18 protein-coding genes are annotated in these 15,903 nt (G+C 46.4%); 4 read left to right on the forward strand and 14 right to left on the reverse strand.

The window, feature by feature from the left end; genetic code table 11:
• Positions 1-263: 263 nt before the first annotated feature.
• From tuf to fkpA, 9 genes are all read right to left on the reverse strand, one after another.
• A complete protein-coding gene (gene tuf / locus CAG69_RS14260; protein ID WP_012841309.1) occupies positions 264-1,448 on the reverse strand; it encodes an elongation factor Tu in 1,185 nt (394 codons plus the stop codon).
• 153 nt (positions 1,449-1,601) lie between these two features.
• On the reverse strand, positions 1,602-3,701 hold the full coding sequence (fusA, locus tag CAG69_RS14265) for an elongation factor G (RefSeq protein WP_005397643.1): 2,100 nt from the start codon (positions 3,699-3,701) through the stop codon (positions 1,602-1,604).
• A gap of 75 nt (positions 3,702-3,776) precedes the next feature.
• Entirely contained in the window at positions 3,777-4,247 is a 471-nt protein-coding gene (rpsG, locus tag CAG69_RS14270; protein ID WP_005382796.1) for a 30S ribosomal protein S7, read from the reverse strand.
• A 101-nt stretch (positions 4,248-4,348) separates the two neighbouring features.
• Positions 4,349-4,723, reverse strand: a complete 375-nt coding sequence (gene rpsL / locus CAG69_RS14275; protein WP_004399892.1) for a 30S ribosomal protein S12 — start codon at positions 4,721-4,723, stop codon at positions 4,349-4,351.
• A gap of 177 nt (positions 4,724-4,900) precedes the next feature.
• A complete protein-coding gene (tusB, locus tag CAG69_RS14280; RefSeq protein WP_046874530.1) occupies positions 4,901-5,176 on the reverse strand; it encodes a sulfurtransferase complex subunit TusB in 276 nt (91 codons plus the stop codon).
• A gap of 7 nt (positions 5,177-5,183) precedes the next feature.
• Complete coding sequence (tusC, locus tag CAG69_RS14285; protein ID WP_161444799.1) at positions 5,184-5,540, reverse strand: sulfurtransferase complex subunit TusC; 357 nt, start codon at positions 5,538-5,540, stop codon at positions 5,184-5,186.
• Positions 5,537-5,932, reverse strand: a complete 396-nt coding sequence (gene tusD, locus CAG69_RS14290; RefSeq protein WP_104974731.1) for a sulfurtransferase complex subunit TusD — start codon at positions 5,930-5,932, stop codon at positions 5,537-5,539. Before tusD ends, tusC begins: the two co-directional genes overlap by 4 nt.
• The gene (locus tag CAG69_RS14295; protein WP_031780643.1) at positions 5,929-6,651 is read right to left on the reverse strand and encodes a helix-turn-helix transcriptional regulator; all 723 of its coding nucleotides are present in this window, start codon (positions 6,649-6,651) and stop codon (positions 5,929-5,931) included. Before CAG69_RS14295 ends, tusD begins: the two co-directional genes overlap by 4 nt.
• A gap of 143 nt (positions 6,652-6,794) precedes the next feature.
• Positions 6,795-7,577: an FKBP-type peptidyl-prolyl cis-trans isomerase gene (fkpA, locus tag CAG69_RS14300; protein WP_005397659.1), complete on the reverse strand. Its 783-nt coding sequence runs from the start codon at positions 7,575-7,577 to the stop codon at positions 6,795-6,797.
• A gap of 128 nt (positions 7,578-7,705) precedes the next feature.
• On the opposite strand from fkpA, the gene CAG69_RS14305 reads away from it, so the two are divergent.
• Together CAG69_RS14305 and CAG69_RS14310 are read left to right on the forward strand one after the other, a co-directional pair.
• The gene (locus CAG69_RS14305) at positions 7,706-8,692 is read left to right on the forward strand and encodes a WD40 repeat domain-containing protein (RefSeq protein WP_046874532.1); all 987 of its coding nucleotides are present in this window, start codon (positions 7,706-7,708) and stop codon (positions 8,690-8,692) included.
• Positions 8,689-8,916, forward strand: a complete 228-nt coding sequence (locus tag CAG69_RS14310) for a SlyX family protein (protein WP_005381455.1) — start codon at positions 8,689-8,691, stop codon at positions 8,914-8,916. The genes CAG69_RS14305 and CAG69_RS14310 overlap by 4 nt, the downstream gene beginning before the upstream one ends.
• Before the next feature lie 83 nt (positions 8,917-8,999).
• Here the strand turns inward: CAG69_RS14310 and CAG69_RS14315 are convergent, their stop codons facing one another.
• The 5 genes from CAG69_RS14315 to kefG all read right to left on the reverse strand — a co-directional run bounded on the left by CAG69_RS14315 (position 9,000) and on the right by kefG (position 13,324).
• The gene (locus CAG69_RS14315; protein WP_053303049.1) at positions 9,000-9,941 is read right to left on the reverse strand and encodes an isoaspartyl peptidase/L-asparaginase family protein; all 942 of its coding nucleotides are present in this window, start codon (positions 9,939-9,941) and stop codon (positions 9,000-9,002) included.
• Positions 9,942-10,072: 131 nt separating this feature from the next.
• The gene (gene slyD, locus CAG69_RS14320; RefSeq protein ID WP_161444801.1) at positions 10,073-10,624 is read right to left on the reverse strand and encodes a peptidylprolyl isomerase; all 552 of its coding nucleotides are present in this window, start codon (positions 10,622-10,624) and stop codon (positions 10,073-10,075) included.
• Between the two features lie 92 nt (positions 10,625-10,716).
• Positions 10,717-10,917, reverse strand: coding sequence for a YheV family putative zinc ribbon protein (locus CAG69_RS14325; RefSeq protein ID WP_005381449.1), 201 nt, complete (start codon positions 10,915-10,917; stop codon positions 10,717-10,719).
• 33 nt (positions 10,918-10,950) lie between these two features.
• Positions 10,951-12,747 (reverse strand): glutathione-regulated potassium-efflux system protein KefB, encoded by a 1,797-nt coding sequence (gene kefB, locus CAG69_RS14330; protein ID WP_005382809.1) that lies wholly within the window; start codon positions 12,745-12,747, stop codon positions 10,951-10,953.
• Entirely contained in the window at positions 12,731-13,324 is a 594-nt protein-coding gene (gene kefG, locus CAG69_RS14335) for a glutathione-regulated potassium-efflux system ancillary protein KefG (protein WP_161444803.1), read from the reverse strand. The genes kefB and kefG overlap by 17 nt, the downstream gene beginning before the upstream one ends.
• Before the next feature lie 209 nt (positions 13,325-13,533).
• Here kefG and CAG69_RS14340 point away from each other — a divergent pair, with 209 nt between their 5' ends.
• Together CAG69_RS14340 and CAG69_RS14345 are read left to right on the forward strand one after the other, a co-directional pair.
• On the forward strand, positions 13,534-15,453 hold the full coding sequence (locus tag CAG69_RS14340) for an ABC transporter ATP-binding protein (RefSeq protein WP_161444807.1): 1,920 nt from the start codon (positions 13,534-13,536) through the stop codon (positions 15,451-15,453).
• A partial coding sequence (locus CAG69_RS14345) for a TIGR02444 family protein (RefSeq protein ID WP_161444805.1) occupies positions 15,450-15,903 on the forward strand: 454 nt, incomplete at its 3' end. The genes CAG69_RS14340 and CAG69_RS14345, both read left to right, overlap by 4 nt.

A 15,903-nucleotide genomic window follows, 5' to 3' on the forward strand; every position in this document is an offset into this window, starting at 1 on the left:
ACCAACCTGTTACAAGTCTTAATATAGACGACAACAACCCCGCTGTTGCAGGGCAAACTCCATATCGCTGAAAAAATCAGCGTACTCTTCTTAAGATTAAGCATCTTTGCTTAATCTTGCTCTGCGCCCAACCCACTTCTGAACAAGAAAACAGCAAAAATAATGTTGAGTGCAGAAAAAGGGCATCAAATGATGCCCTTTTTGCTACTGGTTCGTCAAATCTAATTCAAGATTTTCCGAAAGCATCGCTAATTCGCTATGAATTAGTCGAAGATCTTAGCAACAACACCAGCACCTACTGTACGGCCACCTTCACGGATCGCGAAACGTAGACCTTCGTCCATTGCGATTGGTGCGATTAGCTCAACAGTCATCTGTACGTTGTCACCTGGCATTACCATTTCTACGCCTTCTGGTAGCTGGATGTCACCAGTTACGTCAGTTGTACGGAAGTAGAACTGTGGACGGTAGCCTTTGAAGAATGGAGTGTGACGACCACCTTCATCTTTAGACAGTACGTATACTTCTGATTCGAACTTAGTGTGTGGAGTGATTGAACCAGGCTTAGCTAGTACTTGACCACGTTCAACTTCGTCACGCTTAGTACCACGTAGAAGTGCACCAACGTTCTCACCTGCACGGCCTTCGTCTAGAAGCTTACGGAACATCTCTACACCAGTACATGTTGTAGTAGTTGTTTCCTTGATACCTACGATAGCAACTTCGTCACCTACAGTTAGGATACCACGCTCAATACGACCAGTTACTACTGTACCACGACCTTGGATTGAGAATACGTCTTCGATAGGCATTAGGAATGGCTGATCTACCGCACGCTCTGGCTCAGGGATGTAAGTATCTAGAGCTTCAGCTAGTTCAACGATTTTCGCTTCCCACTGCTCTTCGCCGTTTAGTGCGCCTAGTGCAGAACCTTGGATAACTGGTAGGTCATCACCTGGGAAATCGTATTCAGATAGAAGTTCACGAACTTCCATTTCTACTAGTTCTAGTAGCTCTTCATCGTCAACCATGTCGCATTTGTTCATGAATACGATGATGTATGGGATACCAACCTGACGGCCTAGTAGGATGTGCTCACGAGTTTGTGGCATTGGGCCATCTGTCGCAGCAACAACTAGGATACCACCGTCCATCTGTGCAGCACCAGTGATCATGTTTTTAACGTAGTCCGCGTGTCCTGGACAGTCAACGTGTGCGTAGTGACGAGTTGGAGTGTCGTACTCAACGTGAGAAGTTGCGATTGTGATACCGCGCTCACGCTCTTCTGGAGCGTTATCGATAGATGCGAAGTCTTTAGCTACACCGCCGTAAACTTTAGCAAGAGTAGTACAGATAGCTGCAGTTAGAGTTGTTTTACCGTGGTCAACGTGGCCGATAGTACCAACGTTAACGTGCGGTTTCGTACGTTCAAATTTTTCTTTAGACACGATCGTGTTCCTTCCTAGTTATGATTCGTCGTGATCATTATTGATCGACGACGCGCCAGAAATTGTTATTTTATGCGCCAACGCCCGTTAGCGCAATATTTGGACGCCCTGATCTCGCAAAAAGTCGTAAACTTTTTGTAGTTCAATCGTCAATTAGTAACCACGCTCTGCAATAATTTTATCTGCGAAGTTTTTCGGCACTTCAGCGTACTCGTGAAACTCCATAGAGTAAGACGCACGGCCTTGAGTTGCAGAACGTAGATCAGTTGCGTAACCGAACATTTCAGATAGTGGTACTTGAGCACGGATGATCTTAAGACCAGCCACACCTTCGTCCATGCCTTCAATGATACCGCGACGACGGTTTAGGTCACCAACAACGTCACCCATCCAATCTTCCGGAGTGGTTACTTCGACATTCATCATTGGTTCTAGAATCACAGGTTGTGCTTCTAGTGCACCTTTCTTGAATGCCATCGAGCCAGCGATCTTAAACGCCATCTCGCTTGAGTCTACATCGTGGTAAGAACCATCAAATAGTGTAGCTTTAATATCTAGTACAGGGTAACCCGCTAGAACACCACTATTCATTTGTTCCTCGATACCTTTCGATACCGAACTGATGTATTCCTTAGGAATCACACCACCCACGATTTCGTCTACGAATACGAAACCTTCGCCAGGTTCAGAAGGCTCAAGTTTGACCCACACATGACCGTATTGACCACGACCACCTGATTGACGAACAAACTTACCTTCAACTTCCGCTTTACCACGAATGGTTTCACGGTAAGCAACCTGAGGTTTACCAACGTTACAATCAACGCTGAATTCACGCTTCATACGATCAACGATAATGTCTAGGTGAAGTTCACCCATACCTGAGATCAGAGTCTGACCTGATTCGTCGTCCGTTTCCACGCGGAATGATGGATCTTCCGCAGCCAGTTTACCTAGCGCGATAGCCATTTTCTCTTGGTCTGCCTTAGAACGAGGTTCTACAGCAATCTGAATAACTGGTTCAGGGAACTCCATGCGCTCTAGAATCACTTTGTGGTTCTGATCACACAGTGTGTCACCTGTTGTTACGTCTTTCAGACCGATAGCAGCAGCGATATCACCAGCGCGAACTTCTTTCACTTCTTCACGCTTATTCGCATGCATCTGAACGATACGACCGAAACGCTCTTTCTTCTCTTTTACAGAGTTGTAAACAGCGTCGCCGGAGTTTACAACACCAGAGTAAACACGCATGAACGTTAGCGTACCCACGAATGGGTCAGTCGCGATCTTAAATGCTAGCGCAGAGAATGGTTCGTTGTCGTCAGCGTGACGCTCAACTTCATTTTCTCTTTCGTCAACACCTTTAATTGCAGGTACGTCAACTGGCGATGGCAAGAACTCGATCACAGCATCTAGTACCGCTTGAACACCTTTGTTCTTAAACGCACTACCACAAGTGGCCAGTACGATTTCGTTGTTTAGTGTACGAGTACGTAGAGCTTGTTTGAGCTCAGCTTCAGTCAATTCACCTTCTTCAAGGTACTTGTCCATCAGCTCTTCGCTAGCTTCAGCAGCGGATTCAACCATATGGTTGCGCCACTCTTCAGCAAGTTCGATCATGTCAGCTGGGATGTCTTCGTAAGTAAACGAAGTGCCTTGATCGGCTTCATTCCAGTTGATCATCTTCATCTTGATAAGGTCGATGACACCTCTGAACTCATCTTCTGCACCAACGTTCAGTTGGATTGGAACAGGGTTCGCACCAAGACGATTTTTAATTTGGTCCACAACGCGTAGGAAGTCTGCGCCCGCACGGTCCATCTTGTTTACAAATACCAAACGTGGAACGTGGTATTTGTCTGCTTGACGCCATACAGTTTCAGACTGAGGTTCAACACCAGATGAGCCACAGAACACAACCACAGCACCATCAAGTACACGAAGAGAACGCTCTACTTCGATAGTAAAGTCAACGTGTCCAGGGGTATCAATGATGTTTACGCGATGCTCAGGGAACTGTGCTTCCATACCACGCCAGAATGTAGTAGTCGCAGCGGATGTGATAGTGATACCACGTTCCTGCTCCTGCTCCATCCAGTCCATGGTTGCTGCACCATCGTGAACTTCGCCGATTTTGTGAGAAAGGCCAGTGTAGAACAGAATACGCTCAGTTGTGGTTGTTTTTCCTGCATCTACGTGAGCACAGATACCGATATTACGGTAGCGCTCAATAGGAGTTTTACGAGCCACGATTGTATCCTCTTACTAAGGTGTACCTTAGAGTATAGAAAAGTGCTGCGAGAGAACCTCGCAGCACAGAAGGTATTACCAGCGGTAATGAGCGAACGCTTTGTTTGCGTCAGCCATGCGGTGAACGTCTTCACGTTTCTTAACCGCAGTACCTTTGTTCTCAGACGCGTCTAGCATTTCAGCTGCTAGGCGTTGAGCCATAGATTTTTCACCACGCTTGCGCGCAGCTTCAACCAACCAACGCATAGCAAGTGCGTTACGGCGAACCGGACGTACTTCTACAGGTACTTGGTAAGTTGAACCACCAACACGGCGAGATTTAACCTCTACCGCAGGGCGTACGTTTTCAAGAGCTTCTTCAAAAATAGCTAAGTGGTCTTTACCAGACTTTTCAGCCATAGCATCTAGTGCAGTGTAAACGATTTTCTCTGCAGTAGATTTTTTACCGTCAACCATTAGGATGTTAACGAATTTTGCCAGCAATTCAGATTTGAATTTTGGATCTGGAAGGATCTTACGCTGACCAATGACGCGACGACGTGGCATGGATTTATCTCCGTTGTCTTCTTCAGGTTTTATCCAAAACTTTTCAGTTTTTTCAAAAAATTAAAAATAATTTAGTGTTTGGCCTTACTTAACGGAATCCATTAAGACTTAGGACGCTTCACACCGTACTTAGAACGACCTTGTTTACGGTCGTTAACGCCAGCACAGTCAAGTGCACCGCGAACAGTGTGGTAACGTACACCCGGAAGGTCTTTTACACGACCGCCACGGATTAGTACAACACTGTGCTCTTGAAGGTTGTGACCTTCACCGCCGATGTACGATGTAACTTCGAAGCCGTTTGTCAGACGTACACGACAAACTTTACGAAGTGCTGAGTTAGGTTTTTTAGGTGTAGTAGTGTAAACACGAGTACATACACCACGTTTTTGTGGGCACGCTTCTAGTGCAGGCACGTTGCTTTTAACAACTTGCTTTGCACGAGGCTTACGTACCAACTGGTTAATAGTTGCCATTAACTAGCTCCTGATTTACTTGAAAGTAAGCTTTGTGAAAAATCTATCCCCAACTACCAATGCAGTTAGGGACGCAAAATTCTATGCAGCAGTGAGAGGTGTGTCAAGAAATATACGGATCTTTTTTGTTCAATTAGGACAATTCATCCGTAAAGCTTTAGCGACAGTAAATCACGTTCAATCCCAAGTAAGCGATTTATCCTGTTTAACTGTGAGCTCAACGAAGCCTGAGTAATTCACGATCGTCAGTGATGGACTGATACGATTCGCAATACCGCGAGCGTGAATATCGCTCTCTAGCACAAATACACTGCGGTTTTTTAGGTGGGAGAACGCTTTATGCTGCGAGTTAGCAGCGTACACGGCATCTTCTATAAGTAAGATGTCATCCTGTGTACTGCATAAGGGCATGGCGTCTTCTAGAGCGGAGACCGTTTTTATAATATGTAGCATAACTTCCTCAGAACGACAGTAGCTTGCCAGCGTGTTGCAACTTATCTTTGAGCTGCTCTGAGCTTAACGCTTGAGCTTCAATGACTAAATCCGCTTGAGCCAAACCTCGCTGAGCTAATGACTCTGAGCACACAAAGACTTGTTCGATATCGTATAAATCGAAAAGCTTCAGCATCGGCGCATAATCTTTGCTCAAGATCTTACTCGGTTCTTGTCCTAGTAGAAGCTGGTAAACCCCATCTCCCATGAAAATGACGCTGATATCTTCACAGTAAGCCGATGCAGCTAAAAGTGCATCCACACCTTCACGACCAGCCGCACTGCCATGCGGTGCGTTACGAAATAGATAAGTTAGCTGACTCAAAACTGTACCACTCTGTCTTGGGTTAACATCGCTTCGGCTAAGCTACCTAAGCCGGCTTGCTCAAAACTTTCCGCTAGATTGCTCTGGAGCAAACCATGTTGATTCGCTTCTTCTTCACTTACGATCCCGCGACGCAAAGCCGCAGCAACACAAGTTTCTAGACGAACACCATGCTCTTTTGCCAAAGATTGCCATGCCTTATTGAGATCAAATTCGTCGTTGGCAGGCACACTCAAAGCAGTACCATTGGTCACGCCCTCTTGATAAAAGAACACGCTAACTAACTGATGGCCTTGCTCAATCACCGCCTTGGCGAACTGATAAGCACTGCGTGCTGACTGGCTACCGTAAACAGGACCATTCACCACCAACGTGTAAGTCAGTTTACTCACTTTTCATCGTCCTCGGTTTTACGTTGACGAATGTATAAGTAGACGGTGTGTTTTGAAATGTTAAGACGATCTGCAACGCGGTTGATGGCATCTTTAATATCGAAGATGCCTTTGTCGTACAATTCCATCACGATTTGGCGATTCTTGGTGTTGTTCGATACGGATTTATCCGCATTGATCTCTTCGATGGTGCGTTCAACAGTTTGGTCCACCAGCTCTTCTACGTCACTAGCAAAGTTAACCGAGGAAGCCGCTTCTTTTGCTTCTTGCGTTGGCATGAAAGATTGAAGGACTTGCGAGAAAGGCGCATCCAAGTTGACGTTGATACACAACAAACCAATCACGCGATTTTCACCATTACGAATGGCGACAGTGATCGACTTCATCAACACGCCGCCTTTTGCACGGGTAAAGTACGAACGTGAGAAGTTGCGCTCCGAGCCTTCGATATCTTTTAGCATTTTAAGCGCTAAGTCAGTGATCGGTGAGCCGACTTGGCGACCCGTGTTTTCACCGTTAGCGATTTTAATTGCAGAGGTATTTAAGTCTTCTAGCGAGTGAAGAACGATTTCACAAAAGGGACCTATCAGGCTGGCGATACCATCAACGACCGCCTCATAAGATCTTAAAATGATTTTGTCGTGCTCGGTAAACGGCATCACGTTAACGGATTCCATTTCGAGCAACATCTCCGCGTTTATTGTTTCTGTAGTTGTCATAAGCCTTCGAGCGAAAAATCAACAAATTGGTGTAAGTTTATCAGAAAATTTGAAAATCAACCTAGCAAACTCACCAACTAGTGACCTAGAACAAAAAAGGACCGTTAAACGGACCTTTTTCAATAACTTATCGCGGCTTATTGTTATTGCTCTGCGTTGTCGTTCTCGACTTTTAGCAGCTCAACTTCAAATACTAGCGTTGAGTTAGCAGGAATGCTTGGTGTGTCTTGATCACCGTATGCTAGCTCTGGCGGGATAACGAATTTGAATTTAGAACCCACAGGCATTAGCTGAACACCTTCTGTCCAACCTGGGATTACACGGTTAAGTGGGAATGTTGCAGGTTCACCACGATCGTAAGAGCTATCAAATTGCGTACCATCGATTAGCGTACCTTTGTAGTGTACTTGAACCGTATCAGTGTCTTTTGGCTTCTCACCTTCAGCAGGAGTAATAACTTGGTATAGAAGACCTGTATCTGTCTTCACTACGCCTTCTTGCTTCTCGAACTCAGCACGGAAATCATCGCCAGCTTTTTTTGCTTCAGCTGCTTTCTCAGCCGCTTGTGCTTGCATCTTTTCAGCAACACGCTTATCTAGAGATTCTAGTGCTGCACGTGTTTCTTCTTCATTCAACTCAGCATTGCCTTTGAAGACGTCTTCGATACCTTTTAGCACCAAGTCTTTGTTAAGATTAATGCCGATTTCGCTTGGCTTGTCGATGCTTGTGCTTAGGTAGTTAGCAAATGAAACACCGATTGCGTATGCCGCTTTATCGTCGTCGGTTTTAAAGTGAACCGCTTTACCGGTTTCTGCTTGAACTTGTTCTGCTTGAGGTGCGGCTTCTGTTTTAGTTTCTTCTTTCTGACAACCTACCGCTAGCATAACTGTTGCAGCAAGTAGCGACACTTTTAAAACTGATTTCATTAAATTCTCCCAATAATGGCTTTGCCATTGGTTGTTGTGCACAAATCTTCTATGAGACTAGTGAAGACAATCGTTATACCAATATACTAGCTATATGTCTTAAGACACAAACCGGATTATTAGATGTGATGCAAAGAATTTCTCATTTATTCCTATATTTAATTGTCATCACCACGTTAAATGGTTGCTTTTTCGCCGAGCGTGAAGTGCACCGTTGGCCGATAGAGCCTCAGGGTGCGACGAGCTTCGCACTTAGCAGAGATGGACGATTTGCTCTGCTCTATTCTCAGCAACACCATTTGATGTTGTGGGACCTAGAGCAAAATGAACAACTAGCCAACCTGGGTGAGCTCGATGCCGATGCCAACGTGGTATCCCATATTCGTATCTCAGACAATGGTCGCTATGCAGTCACAGCGAGCCAAATGAACTTCGCAGTTTGGGACTTAGGCTGGACGCAATCCGAAGGCCTTTGGTCTATTTCTGATGCGCTCATTCGCGACGTTGATATCACCAGTAACGGTGAGCAAGTTCTGCTCGGGTTATCCAACGGTAAAGCAATTTACGTCAACTTAGTCACCGGACGTCGCTTGGAGTTCCTTGCGCATCGTGAAAAAGTCAATTCCGTCGCCATTTCTCCTAATGGCCGCTTCGCACTGACTGGTGGTAATGACTACAAAGCGTATTTGTGGGACACCGAAACCGGACAAGTGCTGCGGACCTTCGAACATGAACAACGGGTTGTTCGTGTTGCCCTGCAACGAGATGGCAAGTTAGCAATGACATCCGATGGCGGAAATCAAGCGGTAATTTGGGATTTAAAAACTGGACAAGAAGTCACACAGTTGAGCAGTTGGTCGCGTCAATTGATCTTTTCTACTGCGCGATTTTCTGACGACGGAACTCAGTTAGTGACAGGAACGCCTTCTGGCCGCGTTTCAATATGGGATACTCAAACCGGAAAACGGATTGGCGGATTTGAAGTGGAGCCCAAAAAAGACACTCGCCCTCCCCGTGCGGTCGTGTATGATGCAGCCTTTGATTCAAAACAACGCGTAATTACTGCTACTTCAGCAGGTATTGCCCAAGCTTGGCAGTTAGAGAACGGATCATGACAGAAAAAATCATTCAGCAATTGGAAGCACGCATTAATGACTTAGAATGTCAGCTTGCGTTCCAAGAACAGACTATTGAAGATCTGAACGGCGCTTTATCGCAGCAACAACTGCAAATTACCAAGATGCTCGATCAGATGAAATATGTGGTAGGTAAAGTAAAAAATATGGACTCGTCGAATTTAGCCGATCCGTCAGAAGAAACCCCACCACCGCATTATTAAAATGCAGGCTCAAATAGCATAAAGCCCAGAACATGTTCTGGGCTTTGTTGTATTAATTACTTAAGAAGGTACTCAAGAGGAAGCTATTCGTCGGCGTAGATTTTAACGCTCAGCTCGCCTTGCGTATTAATGCCTGCTCGGTACATGCCAGAACTGTTCATCGCAAAGTGCATCTCACCTTTAGCATCAATGGCAATCAAACCGCCCTCTCCGCCCATCTGTTTGAGATCACCTTGGATAATGTGTTCACAAGCCGTATGAATATCTTCTTGTAAGTAACGCATACGTGCTGCAACGTCTTCCGCAACACGTTTACGAATAAAGAACTCACCGACACCCGTAGTGGAAACTGCCACAACGCCATTTTCGGCCACCGTACCACAACCAATCAGAGCAGAATCTCCGACTCGGTTGTATTTCTTATTCGTCACGCCACCCGTACTGGTGGCAGCGGCTAAGTTGCCTTGTTGGTCCAATGCCACCGCACCAACCGTACCGTGCTTACGGTCATCTGGGTAACGAGATTCCGACAAAGCAAACAGTCCTTTCTCACGCATAGACAGTAACTGCTCATAACGGCGATCAGTAAAGAAGTAATCTTGCTCGGTATACTCATGGCCTTGCTCAAAAGCAAACTTCTCTGCGCCCTCACCCACCAACAACACATGATTGCTGTTTCGCATCACGTCACGAGCGAGCTCAATTGGGTTTCTGATATGACGAACCCCAGCGACCGCACCTGCTGCAAGGTTTCGCCCATCCATCACAGAAGCGTCCATTTCAACCATTTCGTTGTTGGTCAGCACTGAGCCTTTACCCGCATTAAAGTTAGGAGAGTCTTCCAATACTTTCACTGCCGCTACGACTGCATCTAAGGCTTCACCGCCCGTTTCTAGAATTTGATGTCCCGCTTTTACCGCAGCTTCTAAATCCGCCAAGATGGATTGTTGCAGCTCATCGCTCATCTGTTCACGCAAGATGGTGCCTGCACCGCCATGAATGGCAATCGAGAAAGGTTTCGTCATCACTTTGTCCAACTGTTATTCCTTGTATGGTTGGCACTACACCTTAGATAAACAAAAAGCGCAAGTTGAAAACTCAACTTGCGCTTTTCAAAGCTTTGCTAGATAAGATTATCTAGTGAAGGCGCTTATGATTAGTGAGAACCACAGCTACCGCCGCCACAGCAGCCGCCTTCTTCTTCGTGATCGTGGTCATGATCGTGACCACCACAACAGCCACCACCTTGGTGGATGTGACCGTGTTCGATCTCTTCTGCTGTTGCTTCACGTGTAGACATAACTTCTACTTCGAAAGTTAGTGTTTGACCAGCTAACATATGGTTACCGTCAACAACCACTTCGTTGCCGTCAACTTCTGTTACTTCAACAGGGATTGGACCTTGGTCAGTGTCAGCTAGGAAGCGCATGCCCACTTCGATTTGCTCAACGCCTTGGAACACGTTCGCAGGAACGCGTTGTACTAGCGCATCGTTGTGCTCGCCGTAAGCTTCTTCAGGAGCTACCGTTACTGAGAACTTGTCGCCAGCCACTTTACCTTCAAGTTCTTTTTCAAGACCTGTGATTAGGTTGTTGTGACCGTGAAGGTAATCTAGGGGTGCTTCTGCTGTTGATTGATCAACAACGACACCGTCTTCCATCATTACTTTGTATGCAAGGCTTGCAACAACGTTCTTTTCAATTTTCATACTAACTCCAGGGAGATTAATTGACTTAACCTGAATGGGGTTAAGTACTGAGATATCTGGGTGTATTATGGGGATCAATTATCGAAGTTCAATTATTCCGGCTTAAAAATTCCGATCATTTCCTGATCTGAGTGTTTATTTTTCTCTACAGATTGTGGTTTGCGCTGCTCTGTAAACTCACACTCGACACACTCAACTAATTCGATGTTATTTTCAATCCACCAGCGCAGGGTATCTTGCTGGCTGCAATTTGGGCAGCTAGCGCCGGCAATAAAACGTTTCTTGATTTTCACGCTATTTCCTTAGCTTGAGTCTTGGCTCAAGTACTACTTCCAATGATTAGGTGACTGATGGTCGCTCTCCATCTCACGACCAAAAATTTCTTCTAGCTCTTTGCGTGCTTCTTTCGCTCTCTGAGCCAATTTCTTATCTTCATTGTGCTGAGGCAATAAGTCCTTAAGCATAGCATTATCTAACTTACGAAAATGTGCTTCTGCCCGCTTTGCTTGATAAGGGTGCATACCAAGTTCTACGAGCGCTTGACGACCGAGATCCAATGCCCCTAAAAATGTTTCACGAGAGTAATTCTCAACACCGTGGCTCATTAACTGGTAAGCCTCGACACGGCTTCTTGCTCGGGCTAACAACTTAAGTTTCGGGAAGTGCACGCGACAAATGTCCACGATGGCCATCACCTCATCAGGTGAATCAGTACAAATAACCAATGCTTCCGCTTTATCAGCGCCAGCAGCCCTCAATAGGTCAATTTGTGTAGCATCGCCATAAAACACTTTGTAACCATACTTACGTAATAGGTGGATTTGGCTGGCATCACTTTCTAATACTGTCACTTTGATTTTATTGGCATACATTAAACGTCCGACGATCTGACCGAAACGTCCAAAGCCTGCAATGATAACGCGTGGTCGGCGATCCACGACTTTCGTGGTCATGCCCTCTTCTTCTTGATTCAGGGTATGAGCAAACCACTTCTTTTGTCCCATCAGCAAAAGAGGAGTCGTCACCATGGATAGACTGACCACCACCAACAGAAACGCCACTTGCTCTTTGGACAAAATGCCCTCTTGGCTCGCCGCGGTAAATATGACAAAGGCAAACTCACCGCCTTGGCTCAAAATTGCAGCCATACGGCTTCTCGCTTTGGCTCCGACACGGGCAGCTCTCGCCAATGCATACAAAACCAAACCCTTAACCACGACCAAAGCCACCACCGCACCGAGAATCTCTAACGGGTGTAATGCCAATAACCCCAAGTTTACCGCCATGCCCACCGCAATAAAGAATAACCCCAACAACAGACCTTTAAATGGCTCGATCGCGATTTCCAGCTCATGGCGATACTCACTCTCTGCCAGCAAAACGCCTGCTAAAAAAGTCCCCAATGCCATCGAAAGGCCGAGCTTTTGCATCACGACCGAAATGCCAAGCACGACTAAAAGTGCAGCAACGGTAAAGAGCTCACGAACACCGCTCATCACGACAAAACGAAATAGCGGACGTAGTAAAAAGTGACCTCCAATCAACAGTGCTACCACACTGCCTAAAATAGTGAAGACATCCAACCAACTTCCACCACTATGCCCGCCTGCTAGCAAGGGCAACATCGCCAGCATCGGGATCACTGCAATATCTTGAAAGAGCAGCACCGCAAAACCAGATTGCCCCGTTTCGGTACCATTAAGCCCTTGCTCTTCAATGACTTTAAGCGCAATCGCCGTCGAGGACAGCGCCAACCCCATCCCGATCACCAAACTCACTTGCATGCTTACGCCAAACATACTGACGACACTACCAATCACGGCGGTCGTGACCACAACCTGCGCACCGCCTAAACCTAAAATCGGCCCTCGCATCTGCCACAATTTTTTAGGGTTTAATTCCAGCCCTATCAAAAACAGTAACAACACAACCCCAAGCTCGGCAAAATGCAAAATGGCATCAACGTCGCTAATTAAGCCAAGCCCCCATGGGCCAATCAACACACCAGCGAGTAAATAACCTAAAACCGAGCCAAGCCCAAGGCGCTGAGCAATCGGCACCGCAATAACCGCAGCCGAAAGAAAGACCACACTACTTTGAAGAAACTCACTGGTTATCGCCATACTGACCTCCTTGGTCTGTTGCTTGCCAGTTTTCAAGTGGGTTGTTCAACCACCGACGATACAATTCGGCGTGCTCATACCGCTCAATATCCGAGACATTACGCGACCAATACAACACCAAAGGTTCAATCCAGTGCATTTGACACAAGGCGGCCGTCAGTTCAAACGGTTGTAAGATTTGCTGTAATGGATATTTGTTGTACCCCTTCGCGCTAAAGGCCTCTTCTTTCCCCCCCGTTGTAATCACACTGCGCCAGTATTTTCCTTCTAGCGCCGCACCTCCGCCAAACGCAAAGCCTTTACCTAACACTCGGTCTAGCCACTCTTTTAATAGGGCTGGACATGAATACATATAAAGTGGGTGGTGAAATACAATCACATCGTGAGCGAGCAACAACTCATGTTCGTAATTCACATCAATAAAGAAATCGGGGTAAACACCGTAAAGATCGTGCACAGTGACGTGATCAAGCGACTGAGCTTTTTTTATCATCACTTGATTGGCAATCGAGTTATGTGGCTCTGGATGAGCATAAATGACCAGAACTTTTGGGAGAATAGACGGTGCAACAGCCAAATGGTCGTCCTTGTGGTTATTTTTATCCGTTATCAAATTGTTATACTTTTTTGTACAGCATAATGCAATTAAAGCGAATCAATCGACTTTTCCGGCCAATACCCCTACTATTCACCGCTAGATATATACCCAAGTGGCTTTAAAAACGATTGAAACCACTTCGCTATGTAACCAAGCAACGCGCACTGCGCAAAGTGAATGAAAACTTTATGATTACCTTCTCTGATATTCAGTTACTGCGTGGCGGTAAACCTCTTTTAGACCAAGCTTCAGCGACTATCCATCCTGGCGATAAAGTCGGTCTTGTGGGCAAAAACGGCTGCGGTAAATCAACGCTATTTGCATTGCTGAAAGATGAACTGTCGATTGATGCTGGCTCATTTAGCCAACCTCAACATTGGGAACTGGCCTGGGTCGCACAGGAAACGCCAGCGCTAGAGCGCACCGCACTGGAATACGTCATTGATGGTGATCGCGAATACCGAGCGCTCGAAACGCAGTTGGCTGAAGCGGAAGCACAAGACAACGGCACCTTGGTTGCGGAGATCCACGGTAAAATTGAAACCATCGGCGGTTATAGCATTCGCGCTCGCGCTGCAGAATTGCTCGACGGTTTAGGTTTCAGCCAAGAGCAAATGAGTTGGAGTTTGACTCAATTCTCAGGTGGTTGGCGTATGCGCCTTAACCTAGCCCAGGCGCTATTGTGCCGTTCTGACTTATTGCTACTCGATGAGCCAACCAACCACTTGGACTTAGACGCAGTGATGTGGCTTGAACGTTGGCTACAAAACTACCCAGGCACACTGATCCTGATCTCGCACGACCGTGACTTCCTTGACCCAATTGTTGGCCGTATTATCCACATCGAAAACCAACAATTGAACGAATACACGGGTAACTATTCGTCGTTCGAAAACCAACGAGCGCAAAAAATGATGCTGCAGCAAGCGATGTTCGAGAAGCAACAGAAACAGATGTCGCACATGCAAAGCTACATCGACCGCTTCCGTTATAAAGCCTCTAAAGCACGCCAGGCTCAAAGCCGTATTAAAGCTTTGGAGCGCATGGAGAAAGTGTTACCCGCTCAATTCGATAACCCATTTAGCTTCCAATTCCGTGAGCCCGCGGCGCTGCCAAACCCAATCATGATGATGGATGAAGTCTCGGCAGGCTACGGTGACAACTTGATCTTAGAGAAGATCCGCTTGAACTTGGTTCCTGGCAGTCGCATTGGTCTGCTCGGCCGTAATGGCGCGGGTAAATCGACCTTAATCAAATTACTCTCTGGTGAGCTTAACGCGCAAGGTGGCGATCTGACTTACTCACAAGGCGTAAAAATAGGTTACTTTGCTCAGCATCAATTAGAAACGCTGCACCCAGAGGAAACGCCGCTGCAACACATGATGCAGATCGCGCCGGATCAAACCGAACAACAGCTACGTGATTACCTGGGCAGCTTTGGCTTCCAAGGCGACAAAGCACTGGAGAAAGTCGCGCCGTTTTCGGGTGGTGAAAAAGCCCGTTTAGTGCTGGCCTTAATTGTGTGGCAAAAGCCAAACCTGTTGCTACTTGATGAACCAACCAACCACTTGGATTTGGACATGCGTCAGGCATTGACGATGGCACTGCAAACGTTCGAAGGTGCAATGGTGATTGTTTCGCACGATCGCTACTTACTGCGTGCTACAACCGATGACTTGTACTTGGTGCATGATCGTCAAGTTGCGCCGTTCGATGGTGACTTAAACGACTACTACAAATGGTTAACTGAGCAACAAAGAGCGGAACGCAAAGAAGCACAAGCTGCACAGCCAGCCAAAGATAGCGCCAACAGCGCGGCAGCGAAAAAAGAGCAGAAACGTCGCGATGCAGAATTTCGTAAGCAGACGGCGCCAATTCGCAAAACGCTGACACAATTAGAAAATAAAATGGATAAGTTAGGTGCTGCACTGGCCGAAGCTGAAGAACAATTGGCAGATAACTCACTGTATGAAGCCGAAAATAAAGCTAAACTTAACCAAGTGCTGGCTCTTCAAGCTTCTAGTAAGGCAGAGCTCGAAGAAATTGAAATGGAATGGATGTCTGCTCAGGAAGAACTGGAGCAGATGGAGCTAGAGTTTAATCAATGAGTAATCAACACGCTGAATACACACTCACCCTAGAACACCTTTGGCAGTTCAGTCTGCAATTTTATGGTGTGCGAGAAGTGAAAGAAGCGTGTTTATCATTACAGAACAATTATCACGGCAACGTGAACCTACTCCTGCTGCTCAGATGGCTCGATGAGCAGCAACTCATTTTCCAAGAAAAAGACTGGCCTCTGGTACAAAGCTGTCTGGGCCGAAGCGAAACCTTACTGCACTCTTTTCGCGACTTACGTCGCCATCTTAAGTCTCAAGTCAATGACGCTTTATATCGTGAAACCTTGCAGTTTGAGCTGCAACTAGAAAAACAGCAACAAGCGGATTTGGTGAACTGCATTAACTCGCTCACGCTGGTCAAAAATGATGGCGCCCCACTCACGCTGAGATACTGTCGTCAACTTGGTGGTGAGCATTTGCAACAGGCCTTTGCTATTC

Source organism: Vibrio sp. V43_P6S15P86 (genome assembly GCF_009904725.1).
Taxonomy (GTDB): Bacteria; Pseudomonadota; Gammaproteobacteria; order Enterobacterales; family Vibrionaceae; genus Vibrio; species Vibrio diabolicus.